The sequence below is a fragment of the Scandinavium tedordense genome, from assembly GCF_024764965.1.
Classification (GTDB): domain Bacteria; phylum Pseudomonadota; class Gammaproteobacteria; order Enterobacterales; family Enterobacteriaceae; genus Scandinavium; species Scandinavium tedordense.
The window spans coordinates 1-14666 of record NZ_JALIGG010000044.1 but is presented as its reverse complement, the minus strand read 5'-3'; the positions used below and the strand labels follow the sequence as shown (position 1 = coordinate 14666).

Here is a 14666-nt window from a genome sequence, read left to right as displayed (position 1 = left end):
GCTCCTTACAGACCGGTAAAGTAGAAGACGAAGCCCAGCGCCGCGACGCCAAACCCAAGCCAGGTCACGTGATGCGTCAGCAGGAAGCGTCCGCGCGCCAGCGAGTTTTCCACCAGCGATGCCAGCACGAATACCACCAGCAGCTTGATGACCATCACGACCAGCGCCAGCAACAGCGCGGTCGGGCTAAGGCTCACGGCCTTGCCAAACGGAATAAACACTGCGAGGAACATTTCGGCGACGACCACCTGCTTGAGGCCAATCCCCCACTTCACCAGCGCAAAATCAGAACCGGAATACTCGGTCAGCGGCCCTTCCTGCAGTTCCTGCTCGGCTTCGGCGACGTCGAACGGGATTTTGCCCATCTCGATAAACGACGCGAATCCGCAGGCCAGGAAAGCCATGAAGATTGCCAGCGGCGAACTCCAGCCGTGGTCCAGTACAGCGCTGATGGTGCCGATGTTGGTTGAGCCCACGATCAGCGCCACGACCAGCAGGCCAAGCAGCAGGATCGGCTCCACCAAAATGCCGAGCGTGAGTTCACGGCTGGCACCAATCCCCGCGAAGGAACTGCTGCTGTCGAGCCCGGAAAGAGCAAAAAAGAAACGGAACAGTGCGAACAGATACAGCAGGGTGATTAAGTCCCCTGCCCCGCCGAACGGTGAGGTAGCAGTAAAAACGGGCAGTGCCATCGCCACCAGTAGCATGCTGCTGAGCAGCACCCACGGCATCAGGCGGAACATCGCCCCGGACTGATCAGGGCCGACAGGCTGACGCTTTAGCAGCTTGCCGAGGTCACGGTAGTCCTGAAGAATGCCAGGCCCACGGCGTGAGTGCATACGCGCACGGATCTGGCGGGAAATGCCGGTCATCAGCGGCGTCAGCGCCAGCAGAATGACCGCCTGACACACGGCGAACAGTCCCATGCCCCACGCAGGCGTTTGTTGGATTAACATCTCATTCTCCTCACAGAGCCACGGTCAGTAACAGAACCACCAGCGCCACCACCACATACAGGCAGTAAAGGCGGAAGTCCCCGCTCTGCATTCGCTGAATACCCGCCCCGGCGCGCTGAACAAGCCGCACCAGTGGCCAGATAATACGGTCGTCCCAGAACGGTTCGACCGCCGCGGCGCCATCGGTGACTTTGGTCAGGCTGCGGCTTAACGCGGCAGAAGGATCGAGCTGCTTGCGCATCCGATACAGCGGAGCAAACATCACGCGCAGTGGCTGAGTGAAGCTACCCGCAGAGGCCGACATCGCCTCTTCCCAAGCGTAACCACAGGCCCACGGCTGGCCACGACGACGGAACGGCCCGCGTGCGCCACGCAGTACCCACCACACCGCCAGCGGCAGTAACGGCAGGCCCAGCAATAACAGGAAGGTCACGGCTGGAGAGAACATCGCCTGAGCGCTGTCGCCCGGTTGCAGAAGGGTGTTATTGGTGACAATCACATCTGAAGTGTGCGTCAGCGAGGTCGCCACCTGCGTCAGCACCGGTGCGACAACGGACGCGCCGACGCCTAACGCCACGCACAGCAGCGCCATCACGATCATCGCGGCGGTCATCGGCCAAGGCACTTCACGCGCGTGCTCCGCCTGCTCGCTGCGGGCACCGCCGCAGAAGCTGATGCCGTAGACTTTGACGAAGCACATTGCCGCCAGCGCGCCGGTAATCGCCAGCATGACCATCGCAATCGGCCCCGCGAGACGCATGGCGAAATCGCCGTCATGGCTCATGGTGAACAGTGACTGGTAGGTAAACCATTCGCTGACGAAGCCGTTCAGCGGTGGCAGTGCGGAAATGGACATACAGCCAATCAGGAAAGCGGTGCCGGTGAGCGGCATCAGCTTGGCGAGGCCGCCCATTTTTTCCATATCACGGGTGTGAACGCGGAAAATCACCGCCCCCGCGCCAAGGAACAGCAACCCTTTAAACAGTGCGTGGTTAAGCAAATGGAACAGTGCGCCGAGCAGGCCAATGGTCGCCAGCAGCGGATGGTGCGTAGCGATGCCAACCATGCCGACACCAACCCCCATCAGGATGATGCCGATGTTCTCCACGGTGTGCCATGCCAGCAGGCGCTTGATATCGTGTTCGGCCAGCGCGTACAACACGCCAAGCACCGACGATACCGCACCAAACGCCAGCACGAGCAGACCCCACCAGCTTTCGGTCGCCCCAAGCAGGTCGATCCCGACTTTGATAATGCCGAAGATACCGATTTTCACCATCACCCCGGACATCAGCGCGGACGCATGAGACGGGGCTGCCGGGTGCGCTCGCGGCAGCCAGCTGTGCAGTGGCAGCATCCCCGCCTTCGCCCCAAAACCGAGGAACGCGAGAATAAACACCACCGACGCCAGGCCTACGGAAAGATGCAAATGACGGAAGGATTCAAACTCCAGACTGCCGCTTTCGCGCCACATCAGGAAGAAGGCCACCATGATCAGCACCGACCCGGCATGCGCGATAAAGAAGTACAGCAGCCCGGCCTTGATTGACTCTTCACTCTGATCGGCGATGACCAAAAACCACGAGGCCAGCGACATCATTTCGAACAGGATGATGAACCAGAAGCCGTTATCCATCACCACCAGCCCGACCATTGAGGCGATAAACAGGTTCATAAAGAACCCCATCGACGCCGCGCCTTTGCCGAGATATTCCTGCATATAAGAGAGTGAATAGAGGGCGCAGAGCATCACCAGCAGTGAAATCACCGTCACCATAAACGCCGCCAGGCTGTCGATGCGCACGCTAAACGCGGCGAACGGGAACGGCCCTGCCGCACTCCAGTTCAGCACTTCACCGCTGAACAACACCGGCAGTGCGCTGCACAGGCCGAGCAAGCCACCGAGCATCGCACTGATGCCCGCCACACGAATGGCGAGCCTTTCGTTTTTTTGCAGCAGCAATGACGCTACGCCACCGACAACGTACAGGGCCAGCGACCACATCAGTAATTGCAGTGAATCCATTAGTTTTGCTCCCCTGCAAAATTCACCTGACCCGGCAAGGTCTCCGGCATCGACAGCGCAGTTTGCGACCGACGCTGTTTCGCCTGGGCCTCAATGGACTGCGGCTCAATCAGGTGCAGTGCTTTTGTCGGACAGGAATGCACGCACGCCGGGCCTTGCGGCAGGAAATGGCACAGGTCGCATTTCACGGCGATGGTGCGCATACCCGCATTCCAGCTCAAAAACGGATGCATGCTGTCAGGGCTGACCGGCACATCGCTGAGCAATGATGCCGGAACGTAGTGCTCAAACTGGGCGGGCATATTCAGCGGGGTGCTGCCCGCAGGCGTAATTGCCCCGAACGGACACACCAGGCCACAGAGTTTGCAGCCGATGCACAGGCTTTCGTTTATCTGGACGCTATCGTCCTCAAGTGCAATGGCGTTGACCGGACACACCCGTTTGCAGGGCGCATCTTCGCAATGACGACATAACACCGGGGCCGTGTCGTCACCAGTGCGCGCCATCGTGAGCCTCGGGTGCTGCTGTAGCCCCTGAGCTTTATGGACATCGGAGCAGGCCGCGAGGCAGGTATTGCATCCGATGCACCATTGAGGATCCGCAATCACAAAGCGGTTCATGGTTATTCCTCTGAAGCGGAAGAAAATTATCCTGCTCGTATAGCAATTTGCGTGCCATCCAATAACTTACTTATTAAACAATTAGTTATGATTAACGCTTTCCCTTCAGGGCCTGTCATCGTCAGCGTGACGACGATTGTGACGATCGACGTTTTCTGTGTCATTTGGCCTCGCCGTCATTTGTGGCGATGTACCGTCACTAATGTCATTCCAGATCTGTCATTCAGTGATTTACCGATAAAAATCAACACAATAAATAATGGCCTGTTTTTTGCTTAGGGAAGCGAAGTCCAGATTTGACGGGAAACGTTATGCACGAAATCACCCTTTGCCAGCGGGCGCTGGAAATTGTCGAGCAGCAAGCGCTCGCCAACGCTGCCAACCGCGTGACGGCGGTCTGGCTGAAAGTCGGGGCCTTTTCCTGCGTGGAGCCCTCATCCCTGAGTTTCTGTTTTGAGCTGGTGTGCCGCGGCACGCTGGCGGAAGGCTGCCAGCTGCACATTGAAGAACAATCAGCGGAGTGCTGGTGCCCGGAATGTCAGATGGACATCAAACTTATCTCGCAACACGTTCGCCGCTGCCCACAGTGCGGCAGCGACCGGTTACGTATTGTCGCTGATGACGGATTTCAGATTCAGCGCATCGAAGTCATTGAGGAATAAGGTATGTGTACAACCTGTGGCTGCGCGGATGGCAATCGCTATATAGAAGGCGACGAGCACAATCCGCATTCGGCCTTTCGCGGTGCGCCGTTTGCGCCCGCCTCGCGCCCGGCGCTCACCATAACCGGCATCACGCCAGAATTCAGCCCACAGCAGTCTACGCAGGGCGATTTGCACTACGGACACGGGGAAGCGGGGACGCACGCTCCGGGCATCAGCCAGCGCAAAATGCTGGAAGTGGAAATTGACGTGCTGGAGAAAAATAACCGGCTGGCGGCCCGCAATCGGGCGCAGTTTGCCGCGCGTGAACTGCTGGTGCTGAATCTGGTTTCCAGCCCCGGCTCCGGTAAAACGACGCTGTTGACTGAAACGTTGACCCGCCTTAACGCCAGCGTGCCGTGCGCGGTTATCGAAGGTGACCAGCAAACGGTGAATGACGCCGCCCGCATTCGCGCGACCGGCACCCCAGCGATTCAGGTCAATACCGGTAAAGGCTGCCATCTCGATGCGCAGATGATTGCCGACGCCGCCCCGCGCCTGGATCTGAAAGATAACGGAATTCTGTTTATCGAAAACGTCGGCAACCTGGTGTGCCCGGCCAGTTTCGATCTTGGTGAGCGGCATAAAGTGGCGGTACTCTCCGTCACCGAAGGCGAAGACAAACCGCTGAAGTATCCGCAAATGTTTGCCGCCGCGTCCCTGCTGCTACTGAACAAAATCGACCTGCTACCGTATCTGCAATTCGACGTCGAAAAGTGCCTGAGCTATGCGCGAGAAGTGAACCCTGCCATTGAGGTGATCCTGATATCCGCCACCAGCGGAGAAGGTATGGACACATGGCTGACGTGGCTGGAGACACAGCGATGTGCATAGGCGTTCCGGGGCAAATTTGCGCTATAGACGGGAACCAGGCGAAGATCGATGTCTGCGGAATTCAGCGCGACGTCGACCTGACGCTGGTCGGCATCATCGATGAGCAGGGCCAGTCACGCATGGGCCAGTGGGTGCTGGTACACGTCGGTTTCGCCATGAGCGTAATTGACGAGCACGAAGCCCGCGAGACGCTGGCCGCGTTGCAAAATATGTTCGACGTCGAACCCGACGTCGGCGCGCTGATGTGGGGCGAGAATCGGTGATGCGTTTTGTTGATGAATACCGCGCGCCTGAGCAGGTCATGCAGCTTATCGCGCACCTGAAAACCCGCGCCCCGCTTCTTTCCTATACGCATGAAAGACCGCTGCGGATCATGGAGGTCTGCGGCGGACACACTCACGCTATTTTCCGCTTTGGTCTCGACCAGCTTTTGCCGGACAACATTGAGTTTATTCATGGCCCGGGATGCCCGGTCTGCGTACTGCCGATGGGCAGAATCGACACCTGTATCGACATCGCCAGCCACCCTGACGTCATTTTTTGCACCTTTGGCGACGCGATGCGCGTGCCGGGAAAAAATGGTTCGCTGACCCAGGCTAAAGCGCTCGGGGCTGATATCCGCATCGTCTATTCACCAATGGATGCACTACGCCTGGCGACGGAAAACCCCGATCGTAAAGTGGTCTTTTTCGGCCTTGGCTTTGAAACCACCATGCCCGCGACGGCGATCACCTTACAGCAAGCAAAAGCGCAGAACCTGACTAATTTCTTCTTCTTCTGCCAGCACATCACGCTGATTCCTACCTTGCGCAGCCTGCTCGAGCAGCCGGACAACAGCATTGACGCTTTTCTGGCACCGGGCCACGTCAGCATGGTGATTGGTACGCACAGCTACGATTTTATCGCCGGTGATTATCAGCGTCCGTTGGTGGTTGCCGGTTTTGAGCCGGTCGATCTGTTGCAGGGCGTCAACATGCTGGTGGAACAGAAAATCGCGGGTAAAAACCACGTCGAAAATCAGTATCGCCGCGTAGTGCCGGATGCGGGCAATGCCCTGGCACAGGCGGCTATAGCCGACGTTTTTGCCGTCAACGGTGACAGCGAATGGCGCGGTCTCGGGGTCATTGCCGAATCAGGCGTGAAATTAATGCCGGAGTACCAGCACTTTAACGCCGAAGCCCATTTCCAGCCGCCGCCACGTCAGGTATGTGATGACCCGCGCGCCCGCTGTGGCGAGGTGCTCACCGGACGCTGTAAGCCGCATCAATGCCCGCTGTTTGGCAGCGTCTGCAATCCACAAAGTGCGTTTGGCGCGCTGATGGTTTCCTCCGAAGGCGCCTGTGCGGCGTGGTATCAGTACCGAAGTCAGGAAGGTGAACAATGAAAACCGTACAAATAGCCCACGGCAGTGGCGGCCAGGCGATGCAGCAACTGATTAACGATTTGTTCATGCAGGCATTCGATAACCCGTGGTTGGCAGAACAAGAAGATCAGGCCCGTTTATCACTCGCGTCGCTCACCGCCAGCGGTGACCGGCTGGCATTTTCCACCGACAGCTACGTTATCGACCCGCTGTTCTTCCCCGGCGGGGATATCGGCAAGCTGGCGATTTGCGGCACCGCGAACGATGTCGCCGTCAGCGGAGCTATACCGCGCTACCTTTCCTGCGGTTTTATCCTCGAAGAGGGACTGGAGATGGCGATTCTGGAAAAAGTCGTCAACAGCATGGCACTGACGGCAAAAGCCGCCGACATCGCTATCGTCACCGGTGACACCAAAGTGGTGCCGCGCGGTGCCGCGGACAAACTGTTCATCAACACTGCCGGACTGGGTGCCATTCCAGCCGATATTCATTGGGGTGCGCAGCAACTGGTGCCGGGCGACATGCTGCTGGTCAGCGGCACCCTCGGCGATCACGGCGCAGCCATTCTCAACCTGCGAGAACAACTGGGGCTGGACGGCGATTTGCGCAGCGACTGCGCAGTATTGACGCCGTTGATTCAGACTCTGCGAGACATTCCCGGCGTAAAGGCATTGCGTGATGCCACTCGGGGCGGCGTGAACGCGGTAGCCCATGAATTTGCAGCCGCCTGCGGCTGTGGTGTGATGTTGCATGAGGCCAGCCTGCCGGTGAAATCTGCCGTCCGCGGTGTGTGTGAACTGCTCGGGCTTGATGCCCTGAACTTCGCCAACGAAGGCAAACTGGTGATAGGTGTGTCCGCAGGAGATGCAGAGCGCGTGCTCTCCACGCTACGCTCGCACCCCTTAGGCTGTGATGCCGCCATCATCGGCGAAATCACCGAGCGCCGCGGCGTGCACCTGACCGGGCTTTACGGCGTGCGTCGCACGTTAGATTTACCTCATGCCGAACCGCTGCCGCGGATCTGCTAACGCTATTTTCGCGCCAGCGGCGCATTGTGGGTAAGCACTATGTCAACAACAGCGATGAGCGATCTCGGCCAGCAGGGCCTGCTCGATATCACCCGGTCTTTGCTGCAACAACGCGATCTGTCCGGCGTTTGCGAAGCATTGACGCAGTTGGTCAAACAGGCCGGGCTTGCCGAACGGGTCGCTATTTTGTTGTGGCCGCCTGGAAATCAACGCGTGAGTTTTCACGCCAGTGCCACCCGTGGGTCCGGCAAAAGCGACGAAGAAATTCTGCTGGCGCAGGGCCCGATTCACCGGATACTGACCCGGCCTGATACGCTCCACTGCAGCTATCACGAATTTTGTGCCGCCTGGCCGACGCTGACGAATAGCGCCCTGTATCCTGAATTTGGTCGCTATGCCCTGCTCCCGCTGGCGCAGGAAGGCCGCATTGTGGGTGGCTGCGAGTTTATCCGTGGCAATGACGCCGTGTGGAGCGAAAAAGAGTTTCAGCGCCTGCAAACGCTGACTCAGCTGGTGGCGATCGTTACCGAACAGTTCCTGACCCGCCTAAGCCGTAGCGTCGATCGTCAGCAGCTTCGCCTTGAGCGGGATAATTTCCGCATTCTGGTGGATATCACCAACGCCGTACTGTCGCGGCTCAACATTGACGAGCTGGTCAGTGAAGTGGCAAAAGCCCTTCACGATCATTTCCACATTGATGCGATTAGCGTGGTGCTCCGCAGCCCGCAGCCGGGCAAGCTCGACGTGTACACCAGCCATTATCTGGACGGTGAAGCGCCGCTGCATGATGTAGCTGAAGTGGACGAACGCGGTTCGCTAAGCGAGAAAATCTTTAAAAATCAGCAAATGATGCTGCTGACACTGGCCAATCTGAATCAGCTACCGCAAGGGGATCGCCAGCTATTTTCCCTGTGGGGAAATGAGCTACAAAGCCTGTGCTTGTTGCCGCTGATGTCTGGTTCCACGACGCTTGGCGTGCTGAAACTGGCCCAGCGTAACGAACAGGTTTTCACTGCCAGCAATCTTCGTCTTCTGCGCCAGATTGCCGGACGGGTGTCTATTGCGGTCGATAATGCACTGGCATATCAGGAGATCCAGCGGCTGAAAGAGCGCCTGGCAGATGAAAACAAAGTGCTCACCGAGCAGCTCAACACGCTGGATAACGAGTTTGGTGAGATTATCGGACGCAGCGATGCGATGCTTACCGTGCTGCAGCAGGTGGAAATGGTGGCGCAAAGCGACAGCACGGTGCTTATTCTCGGTGAAACCGGTACCGGTAAAGAGCTGATTGCGCGCGCCATTCACCATCTGAGCCATCGCCGTGAACAGCGGATGATCAAAATGAACTGCGCCGCGATGCCCGCCGGATTGCTGGAAAGCGACCTGTTCGGCCACTCGCGCGGGGCATTTACCGGGGCGAGCGCGCCGCGCGTCGGACGTTTCGAGCTGGCAGACAAAAGCTCACTGTTTCTCGATGAGGTCGGCGACATGCCGCTCGAGCTTCAGCCGAAGCTGCTGCGCGTATTACAGGATCAAGAATTTGAACGCCTCGGCTGCAACAAACTGATTCGGACTGACGTCCGCCTGATTGCCGCCACCAATCGCGACCTGCGGCAAATGGTGGAAGACCGGACCTTTCGCAGCGATCTTTATTATCGCCTGAACGTCTTTCCTGTCCAGCTGCCGCCGCTGCGCGAGCGCCCGGAGGATATTCCGTTACTGGCCAAAGCCTTCACCCATAAAATTGCCCGGCGGCTTGGCCGTCAGATTGACAGCATTCCAGCCCGCACGCTGCGCACGCTGAGCGAAATGCCGTGGCCGGGGAACGTGCGCGAGCTTGAGAACGTCATTGAGCGTGCGGTTTTGCTGACGCCGGGTCACGTGCTGCAATTTTCGCCGTCGGAAATGCTGTATCGCCCTACTGCACAGCGCGTAAATCAGGGTGAACCGCCGCAGGAAGGTGAAGATGAAACACAGCAGATCGTTCGCATTCTGAAAGAAACCAACGGCGTGGTAGCCGGGCCGAAAGGCGCGGCTCAACGGTTGGGCCTCAAACGGACGACGCTGCTGTCACGCATGAAGCGACTGGGGATCGATAAAGGCACATTGGTGTAAATCGGCGCATTTTCGCTATTTCTTCGGTCGGTATTTTTCCGGTAGCTCAGGCACCGCGCGCTTATCATCGATCAAATGCAGCACCGTCAGCAGTGGATGCCGCCACAGCATACGCGGCCCTGCCCAGCGCATAATGTGTTTCATCTCTTCCCGCTTAGCGGGCTGATAGCAATGCACCGGGCATTGTTTGCAGGCCGGTTTATCTTCCCCGAAGACACATTTGTCGAGCCGTTTTTCAGCATAGGCATTGAGCGCCACATAGTGCTCCGGCGCTGAAATGGCCTGCGGACAGCGTTTGGCATAGAGCGCAATCATCCGACGAATCGTCAGTTTCTCTCTACGAATACGGCTTCCTGACATGATGCGTCCTCGAATCATAAGATGCATCAATAATACCTTTTTTAATATGGGGATTCCAGGCAACCGATGACCCGGTGTCTAAAAAGAGACCCGAACGGCGTTAGACAAAAAACGAGCGTAGTATGTTATTTGCGCACTTTCCGGGAGGAGTCCAGTCCTTTATTCGTAAGGAATTTTTCGCTCTTTTAATACATTCTCTTTTATGCATTTATCTAAAACTTTCTTTGCTCTCGTTTTGTGTACCACGACAATTATTTCTGGTCACGCATTCGCGTTTAACATGCCATCAGAACTGACCACGTTAAATAATCAGAGTCTGACCCAGAAAATATCTGCGCCGTCGACAGAAAATATAAAATCAAAAATTCTCGATCAATATTCTCAGTGGAAAGGAACACGCTATCATTTTGGTGGATCGTCTCATCGGGGAATCGACTGCTCAGCGCTGATGCAGGCTGTTTTTCAGGGTTCAATGAACATGAGTCTGCCCCGCACCACCGGCGAGCAAATTCATCATGGTTTTCATATTACTCAGAATGAGCTGAAACCTGGCGACCTGGTATTTTTTAAAACCTCAAGAGTAACTCGCCACTTCGGTGTTTATGTGGGAAATAATGAATTTATCCATGCATCGAAAATAAAAGGGGTAACAATTTCAAGCCTCGCTAATAATTACTGGCAAGCCCACTACGAAACGGCTCGTCGAATTACCACCAACGCCTAAAGAAAACCCCGGTGATGTCAGAACATCACCGGGGTTTTTTCATTTCTTACGACAACAGACGAATCACTTCCGCCATTCCTCTGCTGAGAATTTTGTCCGGGCGCATCACAAACGCCAGCTGTCGATGTAGAACGGGCATCAGCGAATGAACCTCTAATCCATCGCGATCGAATGCACTCTCAACCGCCATCTGCGGCACAATACTCACCCCAAGTCCTGCCCTCACCAGCCGTTTGATCGCCTCAATGCTGCCCGATTCCATCACCGACGATATCGCCAGACCGCTGGCAGAAAACCAGCTATCGATGAGAATACGCGTTCCACTGCCTTCTTCGAAAGCGATCAACGGTAAGGCGTGCAGGCGGTCAGGTGTGAATGGCATCGCCCCCTCGCCCGACCGGCAAATGAACACAAATTCCTCTTCCCAGCAGCGGTTAACCACCAGCTGACGACTGCTGACAGGTAGCGTGACCAATCCCAGATCGAGGCGATTCTCTTCCACCGCCCGCACAATATCAACCGTGTTGCCCGTCGTGACGCCAACCTGCAGCGAAGGAAAGGTCTCTCGCAGATATTGCAGCACGGGCGGCAGCAGATGAATACACGCCGTCGCGCCGGTGCCAATTCGCACCTGGCCGCTCACCTCTTGCGAAACTTCACTCACCGCACGCACCGCATCATCAACGGCCTGCGAAATCCTCTCGCTGTGAGCAAGTAATGCGAGGCCCGCCGCAGTTGCCGTCACGCCGCGTCCGGTCCTTTCAACCAGCCGGGCTCGCAGCGTTTGTTCAAGTTGACGTATATGCAGACTGACCGCAGGCTGCGACAGGCCCAGCGCATCGGCGGCAGCGGAAAAACTTCCACGCCCAACAACAAGACGAAAGGTGGCTAAGTGACTCAAATTGAGGGACGTCATCTCAAAGTTTTACTCATACGCTGCATCAGGTTACACCCCTGCCATCTTACGGGTGAGCGGCATAGGCTGGATACCTTTGTAATAACATTGAGAGAAAACAATGACCAGCGATTATCTGACACCCAATCTGCGAGTGACGACCTGCGCCGGGCTGAGCCAGCTCATCAACTGGGGTATATCCTTTTATATGCCGGGCACCTTTGCCCACACCATCATGCTCACTACCGGCTGGTCGCCCTCTTTTATCTACGGGGGGTTAACGATGGCGATGCTCATCATGGCGGCTATTTCCCCTTTCACCGCCTGGCTACTGGCGCGATTTGGTGGCCAGCGACTGGTACTGACCGGCACGCTGCTTATCGCCTGCGGGTGTTTTATGCTCTCGCTTTCCACGAGTAAAATAATGTGGATTACGGGCTGGGGCGTTATCGGGATTGGGATGCGTTTGTCGCTGTATGACGCACTGTTCGCAGTATTGGTCGGCCTTTACGGGCCCGCTGCGCGCCGGGTGATTTCGCAAGTCGCGCTGTTTGGCGGCCTGGCCTCGGTCGTGTTCTGGCCGCTGGGAACCCTGTTGCTGGAATATGTCTCCTGGCAAACGGCCCTGTTTATCTATGGCTGCGCAGGACTGCTCAACACGGGTTTATTGCGGGCAATTCCTCATCGCCGGTCACCGCGAAAGCGTCAAGCGCACCACGCCTCCCGGGATACAACGGCCCGCTTACCTGCCATCCTCTACGCCCTGTTTATCGCGCTAATGACCTTTGTCTCAAACGGAACGTCAACACATCTGCCTGAGCTAATCACCAACTTCGGCCTTCCCGTCACCGTGGGAATGCTGTGGGGCGTGGGTCAAACGAGTGCCCGGCTGCTCGATGTACTCTCCGGACAGTGCCTGACGCCCGCCCGCCTGGCCGTTATAACGTCGTTACTGATCCCGCTGTGCTTTTTGCTCGCATTGACCGCCAACGTTGCGCCTGCCGCTATTGCAGGGTTTGCCCTCGGATACGGCGCGGTCAACGGGTTGATGACCGTGGTGAAAGCCACCCTGCCACTGCAACTCTTCAATCCGGAACAGTACGCCGAACGCACCGGCATTCTGCTGATACCCGGCCAGTTGCTGGCAGCCGCGTCCCCCTTTGCCTGGGCGTGGCTGGGCAGCCACGCGGGCATAGACGGTACGCTGTGGTTTTCGTTGTCGCTTGGGCTGGTGATCGCCATGCTTGCTCTGGCGCTGGCGAAATGCGTCTGGTCACGTTGTGAATTTTCCGAGCAACTATCCGGTAATCCTTGAAACGACCGCACCGTTTCATTTTCTCAGGAAGGCAGTGCGCATTTTGCATTTTTCCATCATCAAGATGCTGGACTGATCTCCCGTTCTTTTTATACTGCGCCACATACGGCAAAGGAGTGAATGGCGATGAATCTTCCCAACGCATCAGGGCTAAATGCAGTAAAAAAAGCGCGTCAGATTAAAGTGAGCTACGTCAGAAAACGCCATCAGGATCCAAAAACGGGACGCACGCGTCATTACAGTAGTCATCCAAGTCTGGTGCTCAGCGGTAACTGGCTTGAACAGGCGGGATTCCCCACCGGGGTGAATGTCTGCGTGAGCGTGCAGTATGGACAACTGATTCTGAAGCCACAGTATTCAGCTATTACGCTGTCAATTGAGGCTTAAAGCATGTCATTTTTTGTTGAAGTTTCAGGCCCACTGCCAGCGCAGTTTTTACTGCGAGAAAGCCGCTGTTCATGCGACAATAGCGCCATCTTACGCGCATGAAAAATGCCTGAATACTATTGTTTTTCAACGAAATGGACATCATAACTCCATGACCACACTTGAAAATTTCGAAGCCCACACGCCAATGATGCATTGGTGTTTCCATACTGTTTTTTAAGGATTTTTTTAGTTATAAACTGAAAAGTTATATTTTAACCTATATATTTATCATCATCTCATTTGACCGCATTTCATCATTTAATAGGAGAGATGACCTCCTTCATGTGAGCACTGCTCTGATTTTGGGTCAGGGTCAGATAGCCACGGAAAACAGGTTATCTGACCTATTAAAATTTAGAGCATAAATAAAATCCTTATTTTGCTTTAATGATTGCAAGATACATTGCATTCGTAAGCGTCATCCCTGCACTGTCTGGCGGATCCTGACCACCCCGATGCCAAAGACGTCGGGGTCCATAAAGGCCAGTACTATCTGACCCGCGCTCGCAATTTTATTTCACTTCAACTGGTGTCGGTACGGTATAAGAACCATTAATGACTGACTCACCAGGGCGATAAATACGCATTCCCAGATACCAGTTATCCCCAGGCGTCGGGAGCCAGTTTTTCTGCGTACCACAGACCTTTTCAGGGCCATAGTAAATAGTGAATTTACCATCTGGATCGAATTTAATGGTCCGGTTATTCAGAATAGAATTCTCATCGTGCAGATATTTATCCGCACCATACATCGTGAAGGAGAAGAAACCGCCCTTGTTAAAGTCTGGTTTGCTATAGGTGGCTTTGTAGCATTTATCACCGCTCAGGCCAAAGTCACGGTAGAGATAAACAGCATCTTTTGCCGGAAGCAAACCGAGTGCGACAGAGGCGCTCAGACGTAGCATCTTCGGATCAATTTTACCCCGTGCACCGGCTGTGTCGTTGAAGTTAGGCAATTTCGCTGCCTCGGCCTGATATTGTTTACGTAATGTCATCAGGCTGTCCTTATCCCAGTCAACAGGCGTATAAGACTTAACTTTGGTGCCTGCAGGCCATTTTACGGATATTTCATCCTGTAACTTATGGACATAGTCAATATCCTGCGGATCGCCAGGATTCACCTGAGTGCGCACCACGATCGCCGCAAACTCGGTTTTTGATTTTATCTCAAAAGGGCTTTGTTGAATAAATCAGATTTGAGGCGAGTTTCCCCTGTAACAGCTCCGGCTCTCAGCCGATACGTACACTTTCTGGCATACCTGCCTTCGTCATTTTGTTCAGCGCACGCACCATGGCCAAA

Annotated in this window: 15 protein-coding genes; 9 read left to right on the top strand and 6 right to left on the bottom strand. The window is 55.7% G+C overall.

Features of this window, described 5'->3' with window-relative positions; genetic code table 11:
* Nucleotides 1-5 precede the first annotated feature (5 nt).
* The 3 genes from MUU46_RS00955 to MUU46_RS00945 are packed head-to-tail and all read right to left on the bottom strand — an operon-like array spanning nt 6 to nt 3602.
* Nucleotides 6-956, bottom strand: coding sequence for a respiratory chain complex I subunit 1 family protein (locus MUU46_RS00955; RefSeq protein ID WP_309582930.1), 951 nt, complete (start codon nt 954-956; stop codon nt 6-8).
* A 10-nt stretch (nt 957-966) separates the two neighbouring features.
* Nucleotides 967-2982 (bottom strand): hydrogenase 4 subunit B, encoded by a 2016-nt coding sequence (hyfB, locus tag MUU46_RS00950; protein WP_258964513.1) that lies wholly within the window; start codon nt 2980-2982, stop codon nt 967-969.
* Nucleotides 2982-3602 carry a 4Fe-4S dicluster domain-containing protein gene (locus tag MUU46_RS00945; RefSeq protein WP_258964512.1) on the bottom strand — a complete coding sequence of 207 codons (621 nt, stop codon included), beginning with the start codon at nt 3600-3602 and terminating at the stop codon, nt 2982-2984. Before MUU46_RS00945 ends, hyfB begins: the two co-directional genes overlap by 1 nt.
* A gap of 311 nt (nt 3603-3913) precedes the next feature.
* Here MUU46_RS00945 and hypA point away from each other — a divergent pair, with 311 nt between their 5' ends.
* From hypA to flhA, 6 genes are read left to right on the top strand one after another with little or no spacing between them, the layout of a single operon-like run.
* Nucleotides 3914-4264: a hydrogenase maturation nickel metallochaperone HypA gene (gene hypA, locus MUU46_RS00940; RefSeq protein WP_159758228.1), complete on the top strand. Its 351-nt coding sequence runs from the start codon at nt 3914-3916 to the stop codon at nt 4262-4264.
* A gap of 3 nt (nt 4265-4267) precedes the next feature.
* The gene (hypB, locus tag MUU46_RS00935) at nt 4268-5137 is read left to right on the top strand and encodes a hydrogenase nickel incorporation protein HypB (RefSeq protein ID WP_258964511.1); all 870 of its coding nucleotides are present in this window, start codon (nt 4268-4270) and stop codon (nt 5135-5137) included.
* Entirely contained in the window at nt 5128-5400 is a 273-nt protein-coding gene (locus MUU46_RS00930) for a HypC/HybG/HupF family hydrogenase formation chaperone (RefSeq protein WP_258964510.1), read from the top strand. The genes hypB and MUU46_RS00930 overlap by 10 nt, the downstream gene beginning before the upstream one ends.
* Complete coding sequence (gene hypD, locus MUU46_RS00925) at nt 5400-6521, top strand: hydrogenase formation protein HypD (protein WP_258964509.1); 1122 nt, start codon at nt 5400-5402, stop codon at nt 6519-6521. The genes MUU46_RS00930 and hypD overlap by 1 nt, the downstream gene beginning before the upstream one ends.
* Complete coding sequence (hypE, locus tag MUU46_RS00920) at nt 6518-7528, top strand: hydrogenase expression/formation protein HypE (protein ID WP_258964508.1); 1011 nt, start codon at nt 6518-6520, stop codon at nt 7526-7528. The genes hypD and hypE overlap by 4 nt, the downstream gene beginning before the upstream one ends.
* A 39-nt stretch (nt 7529-7567) precedes the next feature.
* A complete protein-coding gene (gene flhA / locus MUU46_RS00915) occupies nt 7568-9643 on the top strand; it encodes a formate hydrogenlyase transcriptional activator FlhA (RefSeq protein ID WP_258964507.1) in 2076 nt (691 codons plus the stop codon).
* A gap of 15 nt (nt 9644-9658) precedes the next feature.
* On the opposite strand, the gene MUU46_RS00910 is transcribed toward flhA, so the two are convergent.
* Nucleotides 9659-10003 (bottom strand): nitrous oxide-stimulated promoter family protein, encoded by a 345-nt coding sequence (locus MUU46_RS00910; protein WP_159758240.1) that lies wholly within the window; start codon nt 10001-10003, stop codon nt 9659-9661.
* Between the two features lie 280 nt (nt 10004-10283).
* Here MUU46_RS00910 and MUU46_RS00905 point away from each other — a divergent pair, with 280 nt between their 5' ends.
* On the top strand, nt 10284-10727 hold the full coding sequence (locus MUU46_RS00905) for an NlpC/P60 family protein (protein ID WP_258964506.1): 444 nt from the start codon (nt 10284-10286) through the stop codon (nt 10725-10727).
* Nucleotides 10728-10773: 46 nt separating this feature from the next.
* On the opposite strand, the gene MUU46_RS00900 is transcribed toward MUU46_RS00905, so the two are convergent.
* Nucleotides 10774-11643 carry a LysR family transcriptional regulator gene (locus MUU46_RS00900; protein WP_159758242.1) on the bottom strand — a complete coding sequence of 290 codons (870 nt, stop codon included), beginning with the start codon at nt 11641-11643 and terminating at the stop codon, nt 10774-10776.
* Between the two features lie 100 nt (nt 11644-11743).
* Here MUU46_RS00900 and MUU46_RS00895 point away from each other — a divergent pair, with 100 nt between their 5' ends.
* Complete coding sequence (locus MUU46_RS00895) at nt 11744-12937, top strand: MFS transporter (RefSeq protein WP_258964505.1); 1194 nt, start codon at nt 11744-11746, stop codon at nt 12935-12937.
* Nucleotides 12938-13063: 126 nt separating this feature from the next.
* Nucleotides 13064-13324, top strand: a complete 261-nt coding sequence (locus tag MUU46_RS00890; protein ID WP_159758246.1) for a SymE family type I addiction module toxin — start codon at nt 13064-13066, stop codon at nt 13322-13324.
* A 554-nt stretch (nt 13325-13878) separates the two neighbouring features.
* Here MUU46_RS00890 and MUU46_RS00885 read toward each other — a convergent pair.
* Complete coding sequence (locus MUU46_RS00885) at nt 13879-14487, bottom strand: DUF1214 domain-containing protein (RefSeq protein ID WP_258964504.1); 609 nt, start codon at nt 14485-14487, stop codon at nt 13879-13881.
* Nucleotides 14488-14666 lie beyond the last annotated feature (179 nt).